We start from the raw sequence: 20,390 nt of genomic DNA, 5'->3' as shown, positions 1-20,390 counted from the left end.
CCATGTCGATCGACGAAACCAAAGAATTCAAGCCGGTACGAATCGCCGTCCTGACGGTATCCGACACGCGCGGCCTCGCCGACGACCGGTCGGGCGATACGTTGGTCTCACGGTTGGAGGCGGACGGTCATATCCTCGCCGACAGGAAGATCGTGAAGGACGACGCCGACGCCATCGCCGCCATCCTGACGGGCTGGATCGACGATCCGGCGGTCGATTGTGTCGTCAGTACCGGCGGCACCGGCCTGACGGGTCGCGATGTCACGCCGGAGGCCATGGCCAAGGTCTGCGAGAAGGACATTCCCGGTTTCGGCGAATATTTCCGCTGGATTTCCGCAAAGAAGATCGGGCCGTCGACGATCCAGAGCCGCGCCATGGCCGGACTGGCCAAGGGCACCTATCTGTTCGCCCTTCCCGGGTCGACCGGCGCCTGCAAGGACGGCTGGGACGAAATCCTGCATTTCCAGTTGGATTATCGGTTCCGCCCCTGCAATTTCGTCGAACTCATGCCCCGCCTTCGGGAGCATGAGGGGCTGTAAGATCCGGCGCCTTTTCCACATCGCCCGCCGGAATCCGATAAACGGACAGCACTCCCAACACACCGACCGGCACCATTACCGCGAAAATCCAATGGGCGGCTTCCACCGCGGCCGCCGGACTGGGGGCATGGCCGAAGCCGACGAGATTGGCAACCAGTCCGGTTACCGCCGCCCCCACCGCGTAACCGATCGTCTGGATCGTCGGCATGGCGCCCGCCGCCCGATCCTTGTCTTCCGCCGGGACGAGATCGACGCAGCGCTGCACGATATGCCCATAGGCCGCGCCGAACCCCAGACCCAACAGGAAGATGAAGGGCAGCATGGCCCAGACCGGCCCCGGCACAAAAACGAACACCAAGCCGACGCAGCCGATCAGACTTCCGATAAAGCTCCACCGGATGATGCGAATTTGGATCGTCCCGACATATTTTGCCAGCAACAGCGCGCCTACCGTCCAGGCAACGGACTCCAACGCGATCATATAACCCGCGGCGAGCGGCCCCGTGCCGTGAAGGATGCCGAGCAGGATCGGGCCATAGATCGCGAAAGGGACCGTCGCGCAGGCCAACAGGAACACAGCCGCAAACCCGCCGCTGCCGGGGGATCGCAGGTTCCCCGTCATCTTGGGCAGCAGCCGGTTCGCATCCCCGGCCTGCCCATCGAGCTTTAGGAAGAGTGCCATCCCGACCAGCCCCAACGCGGCAATGGCGACGGTCAAAAGGGTCATGCCTTCCTCCAGCCCCGCGCCCGCGATGGCCAACACGCCCAGCGACAAGACGGACAGACGCCGCCAGGGAATGCGGGCACCGTTATCTTCCGTCCGCGCATCGGCGGGAAGATTCCAACGCAGCGCGACGGCTACCAGCAGACCCTGCGCGGCGAAAGCCCAGAACCCCATGCGCCACAGCCCCATTTCCGCAAATACGCCGCCGATCAGCGGGCCGACAAAGGACGACGAGCCCCATACCGCCGCGATGGCCGCCATGGCGCGTGGGGTATAGTTGGACGGAAACAGGCTCGCCACGCCCACCATGGTCAGGGCCACCAGCAAACCGCCGCCCGCGCCCTGGATCGTCCGCCCGACCAGCATACCCGCCATGACCGGTGTAGCGGCGCTTAACGCGCATCCGACGGCGACCGCCAGCCCCGACCAGATCATCGAGCGGCGCAAGCCGAAGCGCCGCGCGACCAGCGCCGCGCAGCAGGCCGCCGCGATCGACGCCAATTCATACAGAACGAAGTTCCAGGAAATATAGGCCGCTCCGCCGATATCGGCGACCGCCCCCGGCAACAACGTGGCGACGACGGTGCTGTCGGCTGCATGCAGCCAGACGCCGAGGCTGAGCACCGCGAACATGCGCCCGTTCGGGCCGCTCAACAAATCGCGCCAGGAAACCGGGCCGACTTCCGTATGTCCCGCGGCGCTCATTCCGCCGCTCCGACGAAGGCAAGGGCCTGATGGGCGACGCGTCGCACATGTTTCCGCTTCAACGGGCTGTTCAGGAAGCGGGTCAACGCGGCGGCGGCGATCCGGTGCCAGGATCTATCGGGTCGTTCGGTCATTTCCTCACGCAGGGCAAAGCTCAGTTTCAACTGGTGACAGGCAACGATGTATTCGAACCGACCGTGGTCCTCCACCCCTTTCAGGGCTGCCTCAACGGCGGAGAGCGGCGCGTCGGTTTCCCATTTCGCGCTATCCAGCGCGGGGTCGGTGAAGCCGCCGTTGCGCGACAGGAAGCAGCCGATCTGCAAAAGACCTTGGGGCCACAGGTCGGGATGAGCCTCGCACAGCTTTCGCACCGCATTCCCGAAGGTCAGCGTATGGGTGAAATCCAGCCAGCCGACCGACTGGGACACGGTGCTGTCCGTCCGGTCCTGCCAGGAGAGGTCGAAATGCAGCATCTGCCATGCCCCCGCCTCCATACAGGCGTCGAACACCGCGTCCGGGTCGGCACCGCCCGCCGAAATTTTCTCCAGGATCGCCCTTAGAGATCCTTTCTTGAGGGTATCAGCGTCTGGCACCTCCGTCCCCATCCCATCCCATGCCGTCAAAGCCGGGGCATAGGCGCGGAACTCCGGGATCAAATCCTCCCGGCTGGCCGTGATGATGGATCGGGTCAGAAGGAGGCACAGCCGTTCCACACTGTCCCGGTCGCCGAGATGATCGGACAGTGCGCGCATCTTATATGTATAAATCGCCGAATGGCCGAAATCGGCGTAGTGGGCCAGGGCGGCGCGGGCGAAGGCGCGCTCGACATCCGCCCAGGACAGTCCGGCGGCGAAAGCCCCTCGCACCATGGCGCAGGCTGCCGCCTCGTCTTCCCGCTCGACCGCCGCGACGAAACCGTCTTCGTCCCAATCCGCCCGACCGGCGGCAAAGGCATAGACCGGTTCCCGCCGCGTATCCCAGGCAAAATGGCCGATGCATTCGACCAGCATGGACAGGTTACGGACGGGATCGGTCCCGTCTTCCTTGCGCAAGCTCAACCAGTCCGCGCTGGCCGGAAGCGCATGGGTCGCGCCGTATTCAAATTTTTCCCACAATTCAGTAATAGCACGACGCAACGCGTCCAAGGGGTCGCCGCCCGCCTTAATCAAGCGTGCAACCTCTCGCGCCATACGGTCGTATTCCACCCGGTCGAAACAGTCCGCCAGATTGTCCAGCGCCTCCACGATCACGGTATCCGCGGGCGGGTCGACAAGGTCCAGTTCGATCCGTCCGGCCGACGTAATCCGTGCCGGATATCGGCGCAGCTTGTCCCCGCCGGTCAGGGTTTCCCCGCTGTCCAGATCGAATTTCCAATTGTGCCAGTTGCAGGTCAGGACACAATGCGCCGACCCTTCCGCCACTGTGCCTTCGATCAAGGGATACCCTTCATGCGGACAGCGGTTGTCGCAGGCCTTCACCACGCCGTCATGCAGGAACAGGGCGATCTGTTTCCCATCCCGCTTTCGCAGAAGACGGCCTTTCTCCTCCAAATCAGAGAGGCTTCCCATGTCTGTCCAGACTGACTCTAGCCGCGTCATAACACCTATCCTTCCGCTATCTTTTCATTAGGGAACGCTCCCCTCTTGATTTATGCAAGTTTTTTCTTTAGAAAATAATTATGACGAAAAAGACAAAGACCCGACAGGATATCCTCACCCTATTGAAGACGGACGGCCCGACCAGTGCTGCGGCAATGGCGGAACGGTTCGGCGTCACCGCCATGGCGATCCGTCAGCATCTCTACGACCTGCAGGCGGAAGGCCTTGTCGGGACGGAAGAACAGGCGCGGCCGGTCGGCCGCCCCGTAAAGCTCTGGCATTTAAGCGAGCGGGCGAATCGATACTTCCCCGACGCCCATGCCGACCTCGCCGTCGGGCTGATCAACGCGATCCGCACCAGCCTGGGAGACGAGGCGATGGACGCCTTGATCACGGAACGGTCGCACCGTCAGAAAGCCGATTACCGTGCCCTGATGAGCGGTGCCGAAACCCTGTCGGACCGCCTGGAACGCCTGACCGAACAACGCAACCGCGAAGGCTACATGGCGGCCATGTCCGCCGACGCGGGCGAGTACCTGTTCATTGAGAACCATTGCCCGATCTGCAGCGCGGCCCAGTCCTGCAGCGGCCTCTGCGCGATGGAGCTGGAGGTCTTTCGGGATGCCCTGGGGCCGGACTGTCAGGTCGACAGGGTCGATCATATCCTGGCCGGGGCGCGGCGCTGCGCCTACCGCGTGACGCCGAAAGGCTGACATGAAAAGGTTGGCGCCTATCCCTGCCAGCGCCGCTTGATAACGTCCAGGCGTTCGGCGACCCGGTGCAGGACCGCCGCCCAATCTTCATCGGGCATGCGCCAGAACACTTCGGTGCGCGGATAGAACGGATGTCCTTCCGACCCCAGCGTGATCCATTCGGGTTTCCGCAGCAGGGTCCAGCACGGCACGCCCAAGGCACCCGCCATATCCCCGACAGACGTCCCCATATTGATCACAAGATCGCAGGAATGTGTCAGCGCCGCCGCGCCTTCCAAATCGTTCAGAAGGTCGAGACCCGGAACATTCGCAACCGGCCGCCCCGCCAATTCCGCCGCCACATCGCCATATTGCAGATTGACGAATTGCACGCCCGGCACGTCGAAAACCGGCGCCCATTGTGCGATGTCCGACAGCGCGTCCCGGCTGCGCAACCGCATCAAGCCGCTGCGCCATGCGATACCGACCTTGATGCCGCGCCCCAGCTCCACCAGCACTTCTTCCAGCGCCGCGACCCGTGCCGGGTCCGCTTTCAAATATCCGGCCTTTTCCGGGAAATCGGCTAGGTCGTTGCGGAACAAGCCGGGCAGCGACGCAACGGGGCAGCCGAGATCGGCCTTGACGGAGGCGACGGCATCGCGCGGCACTGTTTGGACCGATGGGAAGGACCGGTTGACCAGACCTTCCAACCGCGCATCGCAGCCCAGGATAATCTGGGTGCCTTCGCCCGCGACATCGATCACGTCCGGCAGACAGGACAGGTTACGTATTTCATCGCCCAAACCCTGTTCCGGGACCAGCAGGATGCGTTTCCCCGGAACCGGCGACCCGTCCCAGCGCGGCAGTTTCGGCGCGGGCACGGTCACGCGTTCCCCCGCATCGAAGCCGCTTTCGTATAGCCGCCAGCCCTTTTCCAAATCGCCAGTATTCAGATGCCACAGCCCCAGTTGGAAGGCATGCCGCGCATCGCCGGGGGCCAGCTTCCGCGCCCGTTCATAGGCGACGCCCGCTTCTTCCAGCCGGTCGGCGGCATTCAGCATATTGGCATAATTGCCCCAGACATCGGCGAAGTCCGGCGCGGCCCGCAGCGCGTCCTGGAACAGCGGTTCCGCCTCGTCGAAATGCCGACCGGCACTCAACACCATCGCAAGATTGGCCATCGCACCGGGGCTTTCCGGCGCGGCGGACAGGGCCTCACGCGCGATTTCCTCTGCACGGTCCAGTTCTTCCATCCGCATCAGGGCACCGACCATATTGGTCAGTGTATCGGGATCGCCCGGCGCCTTTTCCAGGATATGGTCGAAGCATTCGATGGCATCGTCCATGCGGCCCGCCGCCGACAGAACGACCCCGTAATTCAGACGCATATCCAGATCGTCGGGCGACACATTGAGGCCGGTTTCGAAGGCGGCCAAGGCAGCCTCCAGCTTACCCATCCGAAAAAGGGTGGCGCCTAGATTCTGATAGGCCTCGACATAATCCGGTTTCAGCACGACGGCCCGGCCGAAGGCTTCCGCCGCCTTTTCCAACCGATCCGTTTCGCGCAGCAACGCGCCCAGATTGTTCCAGATTTCCGGCGATTTCGGTGCCAGGGACAGGGCCTTGCGGTAGGCTTGTTCCGCCCCTTCCGGATTGCCCGACCCTTCCAGCGACAGGCCCAGCAGGGTCAACACTTCCGGGTTCTTGGGGTCTGCCTTGCGCGCAGCGGCCAGCAATTCCGCCGCCGCTTCGGGCCGACCGATCTGATAGGCCAGCGCGCCCCGCAGGCGCAGCGCGTCCTTATTCTTCGGATTGTTGTCCAGGACCTGACGGTAATAGCCGTCGGCCTCCATCAGGCGTCCGGCCTGATGCAGGGCCATCGCCTGTTCCAATCGCGGGTCGTGCCCGCCCGATCCATTTCCACGTCGTGCCTGTGCCATGGTCATGGGGTATAGGCGGGAACGCGTATTGGGTCAAAGGTTCGGTAAAGACCGCCGCAAAAGCGGGGCGTCAGCCGATATCTTCTTCCAGGTCGAGACTGGCGGAATTGATGCAATAGCGCAGCCCCGTCGGGCGCGGACCGTCCGGGAAAACATGCCCCAGATGCGCATCGCAGCGCGCGCAGACAACTTCCGTCCGACGCATGAACAGGCTGGTATCGGAATGCTCTTCCACCGCGTCGTCGGCGATCGGCTTGAAGAAGCTGGGCCAGCCTGATCCGCTGTCGTATTTGGTATTCGAGTGGAATAGCGGTTCGCCGCAGCATTTGCACAGATAGGTGCCCTTGCGCTTTTCCGCATTATATTTGCCGGAAAACGCCCGTTCCGTGCCGTGACGGCGGGTAATTTCGAATTCTTCCGGCGTCAGGCGTTCCTGCCAATCCGCATCGGTCAGGTTGATCTTCGTCTTCGTGGTCTTTCCGTCGCTCATTGTGCCGCGCTTTCCATTGACTGCAGCGCCCGAACCCGGTCGCGCAGATCGTGCATATAACCGTCGGCGATACCGATTTCGTCCATCGCCGTGACAGTGTTTTCAAGATAATCCGAACAGGGCCCCAGTCTACCGACCGCCCGCGAAATCCGCGCCGCCGTTTCTTCCATCGTCAGATGACCGGCATAGCGGTCGCAGTCGCGACGCATGACGAAGGCGATGCCGTGAATCCGATTCCCGCCTTCGTCCTTCAGGCGAACCCAGGTCGGGCTGTAGGATCCGGTCACCATTTCCCGCGACCAGATCACATCCAATTCCTCTTCCACCAGCGCCTCGTCGATGCGCAGGGCAACGCCCTGCACCGAGCCGCCGCGATCCAGGCCCAGCACGAGGCCCGGACATTCCGGAGACCCCCGGCCCAGCGGGGTGCTGAGACAGAAGGAGCGGTGATAGCCATAGAGCCGAACCGTCCGGCGTTCCACGAAATGAAAGGCGGGGTTCCACATCAGGGATCCATAGGCGAAGACCCAGACATCGGCCCCGTCGGGACGCTTGGCGAGGGTATCTTCCCGCGATTTTCGGCGGGATTCGTCACACAGGGCCTTGATCCCCATGGATTCCGCCGCGCGGACCATTTCCTGGAAAAATCCGTTCTTAATCGTCTCTCTATCGACCAAGGCCGGGTCCTTCTGTTGCACCGCACCCAAGCAGGTATCTTGGCTTACCTACACAAAAAGGCAAGCCCCGCGCGTGAAACCCATAGTCACAACGGATCACAACTCCCGTGACGGCAGATCGGCCAGAATCACTTCCGCTTCTTCCAGAACGTCCATCGTCAACAGGTCGACATCGCGCAAGATCACCCCGTCGCGCGGCCCGACCGCGACCCCGTCTATCGACACCCGCCCCCGAGCCAATACCAAATAGGCCTGTCTGTCCTTACCGATGCGTTGTGTCACCTGCCCGCCCGCGGGCAGGGTTCCGGCGAACAGGGTCGCATCCTGATCGATCGGGGCCGCACCGACCACATCCCGACGTCCCGATGCCAACGGGCGCAGCGTCCCGGCATCGTCCCCCTTCGGGAAGGGACGCGTTTCCCAGCGCGGCTGCCGCCCTTCGGTACGCGGGATGATCCAAATCTGGAAAATCTGCGTCGGTTCGTCCTCGAGGTTGTATTCGGAATGCATGATACCGGTGCCCGCCGACATGACCTGGATATCCCCGGCGACCGTGCGGCCCTCATTGCCCAGGCTGTCGCGATGGGTAATGGCGCCCTGCCGGACATAGGTGATGATTTCCATGTCACGATGCGGATGCGCGGGAAAGCCGGTCCCCGGCTGGATCGTATCGTCGTTCCAAACGCGCAAGGGCCCGACCTGCATGCGATCCGGGTCGAAATACTGGCCGAAACTGAAATGATGATGCGCATCCAGCCAGCCGAAATCGGCATGCCCCAGATCGTCGAACCGTCTTACCTCGATGCTCATTGCCTTTTCTCCATTCATACCCGCGTCAGGCGGCCGCCAGCGCCGCCCGGCCATGGGGTTTATCCAAGTCCTGCGCCGGTCCGACCGGGATCACGCCGCTTGGATTGATCGTGTCGTGACTGCCATAGTAGTGCGCCTTGATATGGTGCAGATTGACCGTGTCCTTCACACCCGGCTGCTGATACAGGTCCCGCAGATAGCCCGACAGGTTCGGATAATCCGCGATCTGGTACAGATTGCACTTGAAATGCCCGACATAGACGGGATCGAAGCGCACCAGGGTGGTGAACAAACGCCAATCCGCCTCCGTAATCCGATCGCCGGTCAGATAGCGACTGTCCGTCAAAATGCCTTCCAACCAGTCCAGGCTGTCGAACAGCGGCGTGACCGCGTCTTCATAGGCTTTCTGCGTCGTCGCGAATCCGGCCTTGTAGACGCCGTTATTCACCGTGTCGTAAATCCGGTCGTTCAAGGCGTCGATTTCTCCGCGCAAGGCTGTGGGATAATAGTCACCCCGTTTCGCGCCGATCCCGTCGAAAGCCGAATTGAACATACGCAGGATTTCCGCGGATTCATTGGAAACGATGGTCCGCGTCTTCGTATCCAGCAGCACGGGCACGGTCACCCGGCCGGTATAGTCCGGATCGACGCCGGTATAGATTTCGTACAAATACCGCGCGCCGAAGACCGGGTCCGGCACCACGTCCGGGTCGCTGTCGTCGAAAGTCCAGCCGTTTTCCGCCATATGCCAGTGCACTATGGAAACCGGGATCATGTCTTCCAGCCCCTTCAGACTGCGCATGATCAAGGTCCGATGCGCCCAGGGACAGGCCAGCGAGACATAGAGACGATAGCGTCCCGGTTCCGCCGCATAGCCGCCGCTCCCGGTCGGGCCGGGCGATCCATCCGCCGTGATCCAATTGCGAAACTGCGATTCCGTGCGAACGAATTTACCGCCGGTTTTCTTCGTATCGTACCACTGGTCATGCCATTGGCCGTCGATCAGAAGTCCCATTGTTGTCTCCTTCAGTCGTGTGACTTTAACCTAATATCTTGCAAATCGAACACAATCGACGTAGATCGAATTAGATTGTTTCCAATATTCAACAAATCGTGAGGGCAGGATGCAAGATCTCAGCGGCATTGCGGTTTTCACCGCCGTTGTGGAGTCAGGCAGCTTCACCGGTGCGGCGGAAAAACTGGGACAGTCGAAATCGGCGATCAGCAAGCAAGTCACGCGACTGGAACAGCGGCTGGGCGCGCAGCTTCTGGCCCGCACGACACGCCGCCTGCATCTGACGGAAATCGGTCAGGCCTTCTACGAACGCTGCCGTCGGATCATCGCGGAAGCGGAAGAAGCGGAGCTTGCCGTCACCCATTTGCAGGAAATCCCGCGCGGGAAGTTGCGCGTGTCCGCACCGTTGAGCTTCGGCATTTCGCATTTGGCGGCCGCCCTACCGGATTTCATGGCAGCCAATCCTGAATTGCTGGTCGATATCGATTTCAGCGACCGGCGTGTCGACATTATCGAAGAAGGTTTCGATATGGCGATCCGCATCACCCCGCGCCTGGAGGATTCCAGCCTGATCGCCAAACGCATTGCACAATCCCGCCGTCCGATCCTGGCCTCCCCCGCGTATTGGGAAAAACACGGGAAGCCGAAACGGCCGGAAGATTTGGCCGATCATAACTGCCTGACCTATGCCTATATCGACGCGCCGAACAGTTGGCGGTTCCGCGATCCGGACGATCCATCATCCGACCTCGTCGTACGGGTCAGCGGCACCCTGCATTCCAACAGCGGCAATGCGCTCGCCCAGGCCGCCGCGAACGGATTGGGCGTTGTCCTGTCTCCCGCCTTCTTATGCGCCTGTCAGATAAAAACCGGCGAATTGGAACCCGCGCTGGAAGCATTCGAGGGCGAACCGCTGGGCATCCATGCGCTGTATCCGCCGAACCGGCATCTATCGACCAAGGTCCGTGCCTTCATCGATTTCCTGACCGCACGCTTCGCCGGGCCGGAGCTCATGTGGCCGCAGTAAGAAGCCGTGCGACAGGTTTCGGTATCCGGCGAACAAGCAATCGCGGCTTGACGCGCCGCCGCGAAAATCGATCCTGTCCGCGAGCCTTTCTCAATCGGAGCGATCCATGAAAACCGAACAGCACGCCGTTATCCGTCTTTCCGAATATGCCGCGCCCTCCTATGCGGTCGCGGGGGTGGCGCTGAGCTTCGACCTCGCGCCCACGGGGACGACAGTGCGCGCGGACCTGAAGATCGAACGGAGCGCCGGTCAGACGGGACCGCTCACCCTGGACGGCGAGGCACTGGACCTGAAAAGCATCACCATCGACGGCCAACCCTTGGGCGATAACGCCTATACAGTGACGGAAACGGGCCTGACCTTGGCGGATGCACCGTCCAAATTCACCCTGACCACGGAAGTTCTGATCGATCCCGTCGAAAACACGCGCCTGGAAGGCCTGTATCAGTCGAACGGCATCTTCTGCACCCAGTGCGAGGCCGAAGGTTTCCGCCGCATTACCTATTTCCCCGACCGTCCCGATGTGTTGAGCACCTATCGCGTCACCGTCCGGGGGTCGAAAGACGTCTGCCCGATCCTGCTGTCGAACGGCAATCTGGTCGAGCAGCGCGACCTTGGCGACGGGCGGCACGAGGCGGTTTGGGAAGACCCGTTCCCGAAGCCCAGCTATCTGTTCGCCCTCGTCGCCGGAAAACTGGATTCCTACGAAGACACGTTCACGACCATGAGCGGCCGCAAGGTCGACCTGAAAATCTGGGTCGAACCGGGCAACGCGCCCTATTGCGCCTATGCCATGGATGCGTTGAAGCGGTCGATGAAATGGGACGAGGACCGGTTCGGGCTGGAATACGACCTGGACATTTTCAACATCGTCGCCGTCAGCGATTTCAATATGGGCGCGATGGAAAACAAATCCCTGAACGTCTTTAACGCCAAATACATCCTGGCCGACCCGGAAACCGCGACCGATGCGGATTACGCGAATATCGAAGCCATTGTCGGCCACGAATATTTCCACAATTGGACCGGCAACCGCGTGACCTGCCGCGACTGGTTCCAACTGAGCCTGAAGGAAGGCCTGACCGTCTTCCGCGATCAGGAATTTTCCGCCGACATGCGGTCCCGCGCGGTGAAGCGCATTCAGGATGTCCGCATGCTGCGCGCGCGCCAGTTCCCGGAAGACGCCGGACCGCTGGCCCATCCGGTACGACCCGAAAGCTACATGGAAATCAACAACTTCTATACGGCCACAGTCTATGAGAAGGGTGCGGAGGTCATTCGCATGCAGCATGCGCTGCTGGGCGAGGACGGCTTCCAGAAGGGCATGAAGCTGTATTTCGAGCGGCATGATGGGCAAGCCGTCACCTGCGACGATTTCGTCGCGGCCATGGCCGACGCCAACGGCCGGGACATGACCGGATTCAAGCCCTGGTATTCGCAGGCGGGGACCCCGAAAGTAACCGCGTCCTGGCGGCATGACGCGACATCGAAAACGTTGACGCTCACCCTGACGCAAGCAACGGAACCGACGCCGGGGCAGAAGCAGAAGCAGGCCCTGCCGATCCCGATGCGTATGGGGCTGGTCGGCAGCGACGGCAAACCCTGCAATCTGATCCTCGACGGGCAGGATTTGGGGGCGGAAACCGTCCTGATGCTGGATGAAGACAGCCTGACCTGCGTTTTCGAGGGCGTGGATAATGCCGCCGTGCCGTCGTTGAATCGTGGCTTCTCCGCGCCGATCGTGTTGAAGGCGCCATACAGCGCCGCGGAGTCGATCCTGCTGATGGGTCACGATCCCGACCCCTTCGCGCGGTGGGAGGCCGGGCAGCAATATGCAACGGCGCTGCTGCTGGGCATGGTGGCGGACCTGCGGGAAAAGCGGGAACCGGTGCTGGATGAAGGCTTCATCGCCGCCTTCGGTCGCATATTGACCGATTCCTCCCTGGACCCGGCCTTCCGGTCCCTGGCGATCACGCTGCCCAGCGAGGATTATCTGGCCGAGCAGATGCGCCCCGTCGCGGTGGACGAAATTCACGAGGCCCGACAGCGCCTGCGCAAGGCGATCGGTGAAACCCTGTCCCGCGACCTGTCCCGCCTGCATGCCGAATTGGCGGATGACGGCCGTTTCGATCCGGGCGCGGATGCCGCCGGTCGCCGCGCGCTGCGCAATACGGCGCTTATCTATTTAGGCGCGGCGGAAACGCCGGAAGCCGTGACCCTGGCAAAGACCCGGTACGATATCGCGGACAATATGACCGACCGCATGGCGGCGCTGGCCGTCCTGACCGAATGCGCCGGACCCGAACGGGAAGCCGCGCTGGCCGATTTCCATGACCGCTTCAAAGACGACGAGCAGGTGATGGACAAATGGTTCGCCATCCAGGCCATGAGCGGACTGCCCGACACGTTGGACCGGGTGAAAGCCCTGTTGGACCATCCGCGATTTTCGATGAAGAAGCCGAACAAGGTCCGCGCCCTGATCGGCAGCTTCGCCATGGGCAATCCGATCCGGTTCCACGCGGCGGACGGCAGCGGCTACGACTTCGTGATCGACAAGCTGATCGAACTGGACAGATTGAACCCACAGGTCGCGGCGCGACTTCTGGGCACGTTCGGTCAGTGGCGTCGCCTCCCGGCGGACCGCGCCCGGTTGATGAAGACGGCCCTGGAACGCCTTGCCGAGACGGAGGGCTTGAGCCGCGACAGCACGGAGATCGCGACCAAGTCGCTTGCGGGGTAAGATCATCCTCTTGGGTCGGGCTTGAGGCGATCAAACCGTGGTAACGTCCGCGTGACACGGGTCGTTTCCGGCTACCCCGCCCCCTACCTGTTGTCGAACAGGAGGAACGTGCCTTGATCGACTATCCATGGAACGACCGCGCCGGGCGGTTCAACTGGCTCCGCATGGCGGCCTTTACCCTGGCTGTCGCCCCGGCGCTGTGGATCGCGGTCGATGCCGCGACCGGCGGCCTGGGCGCGAAGCCGTTGACGGAAACGATTCATCGTACCGGCCATTGGGCCGTGCGTTTCCTGTTGATCTCCCTTGCCATGACGCCGGTCCGGCGCATCACCGGCTGGAACCGCGTTATCACGGTCCGCCGGATGCTCGGTCTGACCGCCTTCTCTTATGCCGTCGTGCATCTGGCGCTGTTCATCCCCGATCAAGGCTGGAAGCTGGGGCACGTTGCTTCGGAAATCGTTCTGCGGCCCTATCTGACCATCGGGTTCATCGCGCTACTCGGTCTCGCCGCCCTGGCCGCGACCTCCACCGATGCCATGATCCGGCGACTGGGGCGGCGATGGCAGGTCTTGCACAGGATCGTCTATGGCCTCGTCGCCCTAGGGCTGCTGCATTTCTTCATGCAGTCGAAAATCAACGCGACGGAAGCGGCCTTGATGACCGGTTTCTGGCTGCTGCTGATGGGATGGCGTCTGGCCCATCGGATGGGCGCATCCCTAAAGAGCCCGAGCGTCATGGCCATGGTCGCAATCGGCGCGGCGCTGACAGCTGCCCTGACGGAAGCCCTGTGGTATGGCGCGGCGACGGGCGTCCCCTGGCGCGCGGTGTTGGAGGCCAATTTGATGCTGACGCCCTGGCCGCGCCCTGCCGTCATCACGCTGATCGTCGGACTGGTCACGGTGCCGCTGCCCTTGGTCAAACCGGTTCTTGATCGTCTACGCCGGTCGGTAAAGAGATCATCGCGGGGGTCAACCTCCATCCGTGCTTGAGGGTCCCGTCGGAATCCGGCGATATGGCAGCCATGTGTGCGGCCCCGACCTTGATGCTGGAAGCGGCCCCGGCCTTGGTCGCCGGGGTGCATGACTGCGTCTGGCTGACGGAAGACGGCGAAATCGAACGCCTGCCCCATCGCGCGGCGGCGCGGCGGCTGGAAAGCGGCGGGCCGGTCTATCTGCTGCACGCGCCGGCAACGGCGGCCCGGATCGGCGGCGGCAAGCCGTCCCGCGCCTTCGATCTGCTGGAACTCTTCGCCTTCGCCGCCCCCGCCCGATTCTGCGTTCCGACGCCGCGCGGACTGGCGGAAGCCTTGCAACTGCCGATCCCGCAAAGCCTGGAAGATCAGGCCATCCTGCTGCCCCGCGCCGCGCAGCGCCTGCTGAAACATCTGATGGCGACCGCCGACCGCGACCCGAAAGCGCGGCGCACGGCCTTCGCCATGGTGCGCGGTGGCTGGACCTGGGGTCCGGCGGTTCTGGCCGCCCTGGGCGAGGATAGCGAGGAAGCGGCGCTGCGTGCGCCGGTATCCGGCCTGGACGTTTGGAAAGACCTGCCCGAATGGCAGGACGAGGCCCCGCCCCCACCGCCCGGCGACCGGGGCGTCGACGAGGCGGAAGCCCGCATGCGCCTGTCCCAGCTTCTGGGCGAAGGAGCGGAGGCGCGGCCCTCTCAATCCGACTATGCCTCCGCCGTCAGCGCGGTGTTCCAGCCCCGACGGGAGGAAGGCGCCCCCACCGTCGTGCTGGCCGAAGCAGGCACCGGCGTCGGCAAGACACTGGGCTATATCGCACCGGCCAGCGTCTGGGCGGAAAAGAACGAAGGGCCGGTCTGGCTGTCGACCTATACACGGAACCTTCAGCATCAGATCGACGCGGAACTGGACCGCCTGTTCCCCAATGCACAGGAAAAGGAAAAGCGGGTCGTCCTGCGCAAAGGCCGCGAAAACTATCTATGCCTGTTGAATATGGAAGAAACGGCGCGCGGCGTTGCGGTCAGTGCCGCCGACGCGGTGCCTTTGGGCCTGTTGGCGCGCTGGGTCGGGGCGACGCGGGACGGCGATATGACCGGCGGCGACTTCCCGGCCTGGCTGGTCGATCTGACCGGCGGGCGGCGCATCGCGGGCCTGACCGACCGGCGCGGCGAATGCATCTATACAGCCTGCGCCCATTATTCGCGCTGCTTCATCGAACATTCGACCCGCCGTGCCAGACGGGCGGACCTTGTCGTCGCCAACCATGCCCTTGTCATGGTCCAGGCGGCACGCGGGGCGCTCGACCTCGGCGGACGGACGACACGGCTGGTCTTCGATGAAGGACACCATGTCTTCGACGCCGCTGACAGCGCCTTTTCCGCCCATCTTTCCGGCATGGAAACGGCGGAGCTTCGCCGTTGGCTGCGCGGCAGCGAAGGATCGGGACGCAATCGCGCCCGCGGCCTGAAAGCCCGTTGCGAAGACCTGCTGGGAGAGGAAGACAATCGCCGCCATCTGGACGCGCTCCTGTACGCCGCCGCCGGATTGCCGGGCGACGGCTGGCATACCCGCCTTGCCGACGGGCGCGGCACGGGACCGGTCGAACAATTCCTCGCCGCCGTGCGCGGGCAAGTCTATGCCCGGTCCCTGGATGCGAAGGGACCGTTCGGTCTGGAAGTCGAAACCAACGATCCGGCCCCGGACCTGGTCGCCGCGGCGGAGGCTGCGGGAACCCTTTTCCAATCCCTGGGGAAAGCCGCCACCGACCTGCGCAACGGTATGCTGGCGCGGTTGAGCGAGGAAGCGGAGGAATTGGAAAGCGCGGAAAAGGCGCGCATCGACCAGATTTGCCGGTCCCTGCAACATCGCGTGATCGATTACGCCGCGGCGGCGGTGAATATGACCAAGTCGCTGGACGGCGCGACGCCGGACAGTTTCGTCGACTGGTTCGATGTCGACCGCATCGACGGGCGCGATCTCGATGTCGGCATGCGCCGCCATTGGATCGACCCGACCTTCCCCTTCGCGGAAACGGTTCTGGTCAACAGTCACGGAACCCTGCTGACCTCCGCGACGCTGACCGACGGGTCCGGCGATGCGGAGGCGGATTGGAAATCGGCGGAACGCCGCGCCGGCACGGATTTCCTGCCCGCCGCGCCGATCCGCGCGCGGGTACCCTCACCGTTCGACTATCCGGCGAACACCAAGGTGCTGATCGTCACCGATGTGAACCGCAACGACGTCGCCCAGGTCGCCGCCGCCTATCGCGCGCTGTTCCAGGCATCCGGCGGCGGGGCGTTAGGACTGTTTACGGCAATTGCCCGGCTACGCGCCGTCTATAGCCGGATCGCGGAAGATTTGGAAAGCGAAGGCATCGACCTGCTGGCGCAGCATGTGGACGCGTTGAACCTGCCGACCTTGATCGACATGTTTCGGGCGGAGCCGCATAGCTGCCTATTGGGGACCGACGCGATCCGTGACGGGGTCGATGTACCGGGCGACAGTCTGCGCCTCATCGTCTTCGACCGTGTGCCCTGGCCGCGCCCGACGATCCTGCATAAGGCGCGGCGTGCGCATTTCGGCGGCAAGGAGTATGACGACGCCCTGACACGGTTGAAGTTGAAACAGGCCTTCGGTCGTCTGATCCGCCGGGCGACGGATCGCGGTGTGTTCGTCTTGCTGGATTCCCGCATGCCGTCGCGCCTGCTGGGCGCCTTCCCGGACGGGGTCGCTGTAGAACGGATCGGCTTGAAACAGGCGGTGGAAACCGTTGCCGGATTCCTCAGCCCAGATACGCCCTGACGATCGGGACATAGTATTGCAGCACATAGGATACGGTAACGACGGACACGATCGTCGATACCAGGATCACCGCCGTCGCCCGCTGGACATAGACGCCGTAGCGCTGCGCCAGGACGAAGATCAGACCGCCCGTCGGCAGGGACGCCATCAGAACGGACACGCCTTCCTGAACCGCATTCACATCGATCAGATATTGCGCGATCAGCCAGGTCGCCGCCGGATGGACGAACAGTTTGATCGCGGAAATCCAAACGACCTCCCCCGCGCCCTTGTGCACCGCCTGCCCGACCAGGAACAAGCCCATGGCGAACAGCGCGCAGGGGCTTGCGGCACTGCCCAGCATTTCCATGAAACGCAAGGCCGGGCTGGGAATGGTCAGGCCCGCCGCCGAAATCACCATGCCGATCGCGAAGGCCCAAAGAAGCGGGCTGCGCACGAGCCCCCGGAAGGCATCGACGATCATGCGCGGCCCCGTGGCGCCGGTCCGATCGACCTCCATCAACGCGCTGGCAACGCCGAGCACGAGCACGATATTCGCGATGACCGAGGCGACGATGGCCGTCATCGCGCCGTCGCCGAAAGCCGCGAGTGCCAGGGGAATCCCCATATAGCCGTTATTCGCGAAAACCGATGACCCGGTATGCAGGGTGACTTCCCCGATGCGTTTGGAAAAGAACATCCGCGCGATGATCGCGACCGGAATGGCCGTCGCGACATATCCGCCGATCACGACCCCGAACAGCGACCAATCCAGAACCTCGCGCACCGGCGATGTCGCGGTCGAAGACACGAACAGCGCGGGCAAGGCGATGAAATAGACGAATCCGTTCAGCGCCGCCGTCGAATCCTGTCCCAACAGCTTGAAGCGTCCGGCCAGAAAGCCGGTCAGGATGATGGCGAAAACGGGAATGGAAACGTCGAGAATTGCCTGCATCGCCTACGCTTACGGTCGGACGGCCACCTTGTCGAGTCCGCCGTGCGTCAAAACAGAAAATCCGGGCGGGCCAGCAAAGCCCGCCTAAATTCCGCGCTTAAGTTCGAACCGCTGTCAGGAAAGCCCGCGATCGCTCGTCGACTGTCCGCACCACGCTTTCCAGATGGCCGGTCACGTCCTGAACCGTCGACATGGTCTGGCTGGCATCTTCTGTCGTCTTTTGCATCCCGGCCATGGCGTCGGTCATTTCAGACGTTTCCGCCGCCGCGCGTTGCGTGTTGACCGCGATTTCGCGCGTTGATGACAGTTGCTCCTCGACCGCCGAGGAAACCGACTCGAACACACCAGACATCTCCCGGTTCTTGTCGGTCACTGCTTTCAGGGCCGAATTCACCTCTCCAATTGCGGATACGATGGCGTTGACCTCGTTGCGGACATCTTCCGTCGCCCGCGCGGTCTGTTCGGCCAGATTCTTGACCTCCGTCGCCACGACAGCGAACCCCTTGCCCGCATCCCCGGCCCGCGCTGCCTCAATGGTCGCGTTCAGTGCCAGCAGGTTGGTCTGGTCCGCAATCTCGGCGATCAGGCCTATGACTTCCTCGATCCGGTTGGACGCGTCGGCGAGGGCTTGCCCCTTTTCCTCGGACAGTTTGCTGGCCGCCCCGGCGTCGCGTGCCATAGTCAGGGTTTCCGCCATGCGCTGGCCAACCTCCGACGCGCTGGCGGTCAGCTCTTCCGTCGCCGTCGCAACAAGTTGGATATTCCCGTTCAGGCTTTGCGCCGTGTCCCCAACCGTCGAAGCGGAGCGGTCCAGGGTTTCGTTGTAGGTCAATGCCTCCGCGATCCCCTTGCGCGCGGTTTCCATCGCCTCGTTCAACTGCGCGATGGCGGTGCTGACATCCGCTTCGAATGTCTGCGCCAGGCGCAGGCGTTCCGCCTGCTGTTGTTCCTGGGCTTTTTGTTCCGCCCGTTGATTTTCTTCCGACATGCGCCGGGAATCCTCGTTCGCCGCGCGAACGGCGTCCAGCGCTTTTTCGGAAGCCGCGAAGGCGCGTTCCAACGTCACGACCAGCCAGACCAGTGCGACCGCCTGAACCACAACGATGACGGCATGCAGCACAACCCGCCAGAAATCCGCGCCTTCCGGGAAAACCGCAACTGGCAGCAGGAAATTCAGCGCAAGATGATGTACCGCCACGACCCCTGCATAGACCAGGATGACCTTCCAATTGCAGAATACCGCCGTCAGGGCGAAGGCCGCGAAAAAGTACATATGCATGTCAATCTGCCACAGATGACCGGCAAGGATATAGACGATCATGCCGACCGTTACGGCCATTGCAGCGGCGGCGGCAAGCTGCACACTTTCACCCACCGGATCCCGGCGGCGGTCGATCGTTACCAGCAGGGCGAACAGGGCCATCGCCACGGTCAACGGGATGGTATCGGAGTCGTTCCACCATGCGAGCGCCGCAATCAGCGGCACATGCGCCCAGAGATAAAGAACGGCGAAGCCGGTCGCCTTCTTCCGAATACCCGACAATGTCAGTACCGCGACCTGTGTACTCATATCACCCTCACTTGGTTTTGGGCCGATCAAGGCCGACCTGGCTAGAATTCACCAATGCGGCGCAAGCGCCGATGACCTTCGGATCGATCAAAATCAATCCGAGATCGCTGATCCCCGCGCGCAGATCGGAATCCCCACGGGTATCGACAATAACGATACGGTCGCCCAAACCTGGACGCACCAGACGAAGATCCATATCGATCAAGGCCGCCATGGTCTCTTCCAACGGCTTCCACGGCGGTATGACGACCGCGAGTTGACCTGCGCCCTGTCGCGGCAACACCGTCAACGTGACAAGCATCGCAAGACCGAGCGCAGCAATGGACAAAGCCATGCGCATGATCGTATCGTTCATTCCGTATCTTGGACGAGCAATCCCAAGCATTGGCCCGGTCACTCATGAAATCCGCAAGCCGTCTGTAAAGAATAGTGGGGGCTTGCGGATGCTACAATGTAGTGCAGAAGGATTAATATAACCTTTAACGATGCCGGAAACCGCACTACATGTCGGAGCCGCAATTCATGTAGGATTGTGACTTCCACGCTTAGCGACGATACAAGTAGAAAGGGAATATCTTTTATGCTCGACATGCATGAGGCGTTGATCCACGGGATGGTGACCATGGCCGCCGCGGATGCCTCCGTCGCCGACACGGAACTGGAAGCGATCGGCAAGATCGTCACGACGCTGCCCGTGTTTCAGGATTTCGACCTCGCCCGCCTTCCCCGTATCGCAGAGACCTGCCTCGCGAAGCTGGACGATGAGGACGGGCTGGAGCGCATCCTGCGCGAAATGAAAGCCGGGCTTCCCGTCAGCTTGCGTGAGACCGCCTATGCCCTGGCCGTGGAGGTCGCGGCATCGGACCTGAAAGCGACGGATGAGGAACTGAACCTGTTGCAGATGATCCGCCAAAGCCTGGAACTCGACCGCTTGATCTGCACCGGGATCGAACGCGGCGCGCGCGCCCGCTATACCTTCGTCTGACTAGCTATCGCCGTCCGGCGGCGAGAACCCGACAGACAGTGACTTTCCGGCAACAGGGCTGATCGCGCCCTGTTTGCCGTTTCATATCGTTAAATATCTGAATTTGAATACTTTCCAGGCAGGTGTCGCAAATCTGTAATGTGCCGCCGAAAAGCCATGCGGAAAATGCATACCC

17 protein-coding genes are annotated in these 20,390 nt (G+C 62.6%); 7 read left to right on the top strand and 10 right to left on the bottom strand.

All coding sequences use genetic code 11. The annotated features are described in order from the left end of the window. The first annotated feature begins 2 nt into the window (after positions 1 to 2). A complete protein-coding gene (moaB, locus tag HH303_RS13560; RefSeq protein ID WP_169625907.1) occupies positions 3 to 539 on the top strand; it encodes a molybdenum cofactor biosynthesis protein B in 537 nt (178 codons plus the stop codon). Here the strand turns inward: moaB and HH303_RS13555 are convergent. After that, entirely contained in the window at positions 505 to 1,968 is a 1,464-nt protein-coding gene (locus tag HH303_RS13555) for an MFS transporter (protein WP_169625906.1), read from the bottom strand. The genes moaB and HH303_RS13555 overlap by 35 nt on opposite strands. After that, positions 1,965 to 3,566, bottom strand: a complete 1,602-nt coding sequence (locus HH303_RS13550; protein WP_169625905.1) for a Rieske (2Fe-2S) protein — start codon at positions 3,564 to 3,566, stop codon at positions 1,965 to 1,967. The genes HH303_RS13555 and HH303_RS13550 overlap by 4 nt, the downstream gene beginning before the upstream one ends. 80 nt (positions 3,567 to 3,646) lie before the next feature. On the opposite strand from HH303_RS13550, the gene HH303_RS13545 reads away from it, so the two are divergent. Continuing rightward, entirely contained in the window at positions 3,647 to 4,279 is a 633-nt protein-coding gene (locus HH303_RS13545; RefSeq protein ID WP_169625904.1) for a helix-turn-helix transcriptional regulator, read from the top strand. Between the two features lie 17 nt (positions 4,280 to 4,296). Here HH303_RS13545 and HH303_RS13540 read toward each other — a convergent pair whose 3' ends face one another. From HH303_RS13540 to HH303_RS13520, 5 genes are all read right to left on the bottom strand, one after another. Continuing rightward, a complete protein-coding gene (locus HH303_RS13540; protein ID WP_169625903.1) occupies positions 4,297 to 6,138 on the bottom strand; it encodes a tetratricopeptide repeat protein in 1,842 nt (613 codons plus the stop codon). Between the two features lie 130 nt (positions 6,139 to 6,268). Next, positions 6,269 to 6,688 (bottom strand): peptide-methionine (R)-S-oxide reductase MsrB, encoded by a 420-nt coding sequence (gene msrB / locus HH303_RS13535; protein WP_169625902.1) that lies wholly within the window; start codon positions 6,686 to 6,688, stop codon positions 6,269 to 6,271. After that, positions 6,685 to 7,386: a gamma-glutamylcyclotransferase gene (locus HH303_RS13530; protein ID WP_319637429.1), complete on the bottom strand. Its 702-nt coding sequence runs from the start codon at positions 7,384 to 7,386 to the stop codon at positions 6,685 to 6,687. The genes msrB and HH303_RS13530 overlap by 4 nt, the downstream gene beginning before the upstream one ends. Before the next feature lie 75 nt (positions 7,387 to 7,461). Then, positions 7,462 to 8,175 (bottom strand): pirin family protein, encoded by a 714-nt coding sequence (locus tag HH303_RS13525; protein ID WP_169625901.1) that lies wholly within the window; start codon positions 8,173 to 8,175, stop codon positions 7,462 to 7,464. 25 nt (positions 8,176 to 8,200) lie between these two features. Next, positions 8,201 to 9,190 (bottom strand): glutathione S-transferase family protein, encoded by a 990-nt coding sequence (locus HH303_RS13520; protein ID WP_169625900.1) that lies wholly within the window; start codon positions 9,188 to 9,190, stop codon positions 8,201 to 8,203. Between the two features lie 109 nt (positions 9,191 to 9,299). Between HH303_RS13520 and HH303_RS13515 the strand changes: the two genes are divergently transcribed. The 4 genes from HH303_RS13515 (at position 9,300) to HH303_RS13500 (ending at position 16,726) form a co-directional block, all read left to right on the top strand. Next, positions 9,300 to 10,217 (top strand): LysR family transcriptional regulator, encoded by a 918-nt coding sequence (locus HH303_RS13515; RefSeq protein ID WP_169625899.1) that lies wholly within the window; start codon positions 9,300 to 9,302, stop codon positions 10,215 to 10,217. Between the two features lie 106 nt (positions 10,218 to 10,323). Then, entirely contained in the window at positions 10,324 to 12,957 is a 2,634-nt protein-coding gene (gene pepN, locus HH303_RS13510; protein WP_169625898.1) for an aminopeptidase N, read from the top strand. A gap of 113 nt (positions 12,958 to 13,070) precedes the next feature. Then, complete coding sequence (locus HH303_RS13505) at positions 13,071 to 13,946, top strand: protein-methionine-sulfoxide reductase heme-binding subunit MsrQ (protein ID WP_227421826.1); 876 nt, start codon at positions 13,071 to 13,073, stop codon at positions 13,944 to 13,946. A gap of 23 nt (positions 13,947 to 13,969) precedes the next feature. Next, complete coding sequence (locus HH303_RS13500) at positions 13,970 to 16,726, top strand: ATP-dependent DNA helicase (protein WP_319637413.1); 2,757 nt, start codon at positions 13,970 to 13,972, stop codon at positions 16,724 to 16,726. Here the strand turns inward: HH303_RS13500 and HH303_RS13495 are convergent. The 3 genes from HH303_RS13495 to HH303_RS13485 all read right to left on the bottom strand — a co-directional run bounded on the left by HH303_RS13495 (position 16,707) and on the right by HH303_RS13485 (position 19,585). Then, the gene (locus HH303_RS13495) at positions 16,707 to 17,660 is read right to left on the bottom strand and encodes an AEC family transporter (RefSeq protein WP_169625897.1); all 954 of its coding nucleotides are present in this window, start codon (positions 17,658 to 17,660) and stop codon (positions 16,707 to 16,709) included. The genes HH303_RS13500 and HH303_RS13495 overlap by 20 nt on opposite strands. A 97-nt stretch (positions 17,661 to 17,757) precedes the next feature. Next, on the bottom strand, positions 17,758 to 19,230 hold the full coding sequence (locus HH303_RS13490) for a methyl-accepting chemotaxis protein (protein WP_169625896.1): 1,473 nt from the start codon (positions 19,228 to 19,230) through the stop codon (positions 17,758 to 17,760). 7 nt (positions 19,231 to 19,237) lie between these two features. Further along, on the bottom strand, positions 19,238 to 19,585 hold the full coding sequence (locus HH303_RS13485) for a hypothetical protein (RefSeq protein ID WP_169625895.1): 348 nt from the start codon (positions 19,583 to 19,585) through the stop codon (positions 19,238 to 19,240). A 225-nt stretch (positions 19,586 to 19,810) separates the two neighbouring features. Here HH303_RS13485 and HH303_RS13480 point away from each other — a divergent pair, with 225 nt between their 5' ends. After that, positions 19,811 to 20,215 (top strand): tellurite resistance TerB family protein, encoded by a 405-nt coding sequence (locus tag HH303_RS13480; RefSeq protein WP_169625894.1) that lies wholly within the window; start codon positions 19,811 to 19,813, stop codon positions 20,213 to 20,215. Positions 20,216 to 20,390 lie beyond the last annotated feature (175 nt).

Origin of the sequence: Pacificispira spongiicola, from assembly GCF_012926505.1 — a bacterium.
GTDB lineage: Bacteria > Pseudomonadota > Alphaproteobacteria > UBA8366 > Aestuariispiraceae > Pacificispira > Pacificispira spongiicola.
Note: the sequence above shows the minus strand (reverse complement) of the source record. Positions and strands in the feature narration are given on the sequence as shown.

What these genes read in the sequence shown, in the direction of transcription:
- moaB (WP_169625907.1), top strand. Translation starts at nt 3, where the DNA reads ATGTCGATCGACGAAACCAAAGAATTCAAGCCGGTACGAATCGCCGTC.
- HH303_RS13520 (WP_169625900.1), bottom strand. Translation starts at nt 9,190, where the DNA reads ATGGGACTTCTGATCGACGGCCAATGGCATGACCAGTGGTACGATACG.
- HH303_RS13550 (WP_169625905.1), bottom strand. Translation starts at nt 3,566, where the DNA reads ATGACGCGGCTAGAGTCAGTCTGGACAGACATGGGAAGCCTCTCTGAT.
- HH303_RS13525 (WP_169625901.1), bottom strand. Translation starts at nt 8,175, where the DNA reads ATGAGCATCGAGGTAAGACGGTTCGACGATCTGGGGCATGCCGATTTC.
- HH303_RS13490 (WP_169625896.1), bottom strand. Translation starts at nt 19,230, where the DNA reads ATGAGTACACAGGTCGCGGTACTGACATTGTCGGGTATTCGGAAGAAG.
- HH303_RS13495 (WP_169625897.1), bottom strand. Translation starts at nt 17,660, where the DNA reads ATGCAGGCAATTCTCGACGTTTCCATTCCCGTTTTCGCCATCATCCTG.
- HH303_RS13545 (WP_169625904.1), top strand. Translation starts at nt 3,647, where the DNA reads ATGACGAAAAAGACAAAGACCCGACAGGATATCCTCACCCTATTGAAG.
- HH303_RS13480 (WP_169625894.1), top strand. Translation starts at nt 19,811, where the DNA reads ATGCTCGACATGCATGAGGCGTTGATCCACGGGATGGTGACCATGGCC.
- HH303_RS13500 (WP_319637413.1), top strand. Translation starts at nt 13,970, where the DNA reads ATGGCAGCCATGTGTGCGGCCCCGACCTTGATGCTGGAAGCGGCCCCG.
- HH303_RS13515 (WP_169625899.1), top strand. Translation starts at nt 9,300, where the DNA reads ATGCAAGATCTCAGCGGCATTGCGGTTTTCACCGCCGTTGTGGAGTCA.
- HH303_RS13555 (WP_169625906.1), bottom strand. Translation starts at nt 1,968, where the DNA reads ATGAGCGCCGCGGGACATACGGAAGTCGGCCCGGTTTCCTGGCGCGAT.
- HH303_RS13485 (WP_169625895.1), bottom strand. Translation starts at nt 19,585, where the DNA reads ATGAACGATACGATCATGCGCATGGCTTTGTCCATTGCTGCGCTCGGT.
- msrB (WP_169625902.1), bottom strand. Translation starts at nt 6,688, where the DNA reads ATGAGCGACGGAAAGACCACGAAGACGAAGATCAACCTGACCGATGCG.
- HH303_RS13540 (WP_169625903.1), bottom strand. Translation starts at nt 6,138, where the DNA reads ATGGCCCTGCATCAGGCCGGACGCCTGATGGAGGCCGACGGCTATTAC.
- pepN (WP_169625898.1), top strand. Translation starts at nt 10,324, where the DNA reads ATGAAAACCGAACAGCACGCCGTTATCCGTCTTTCCGAATATGCCGCG.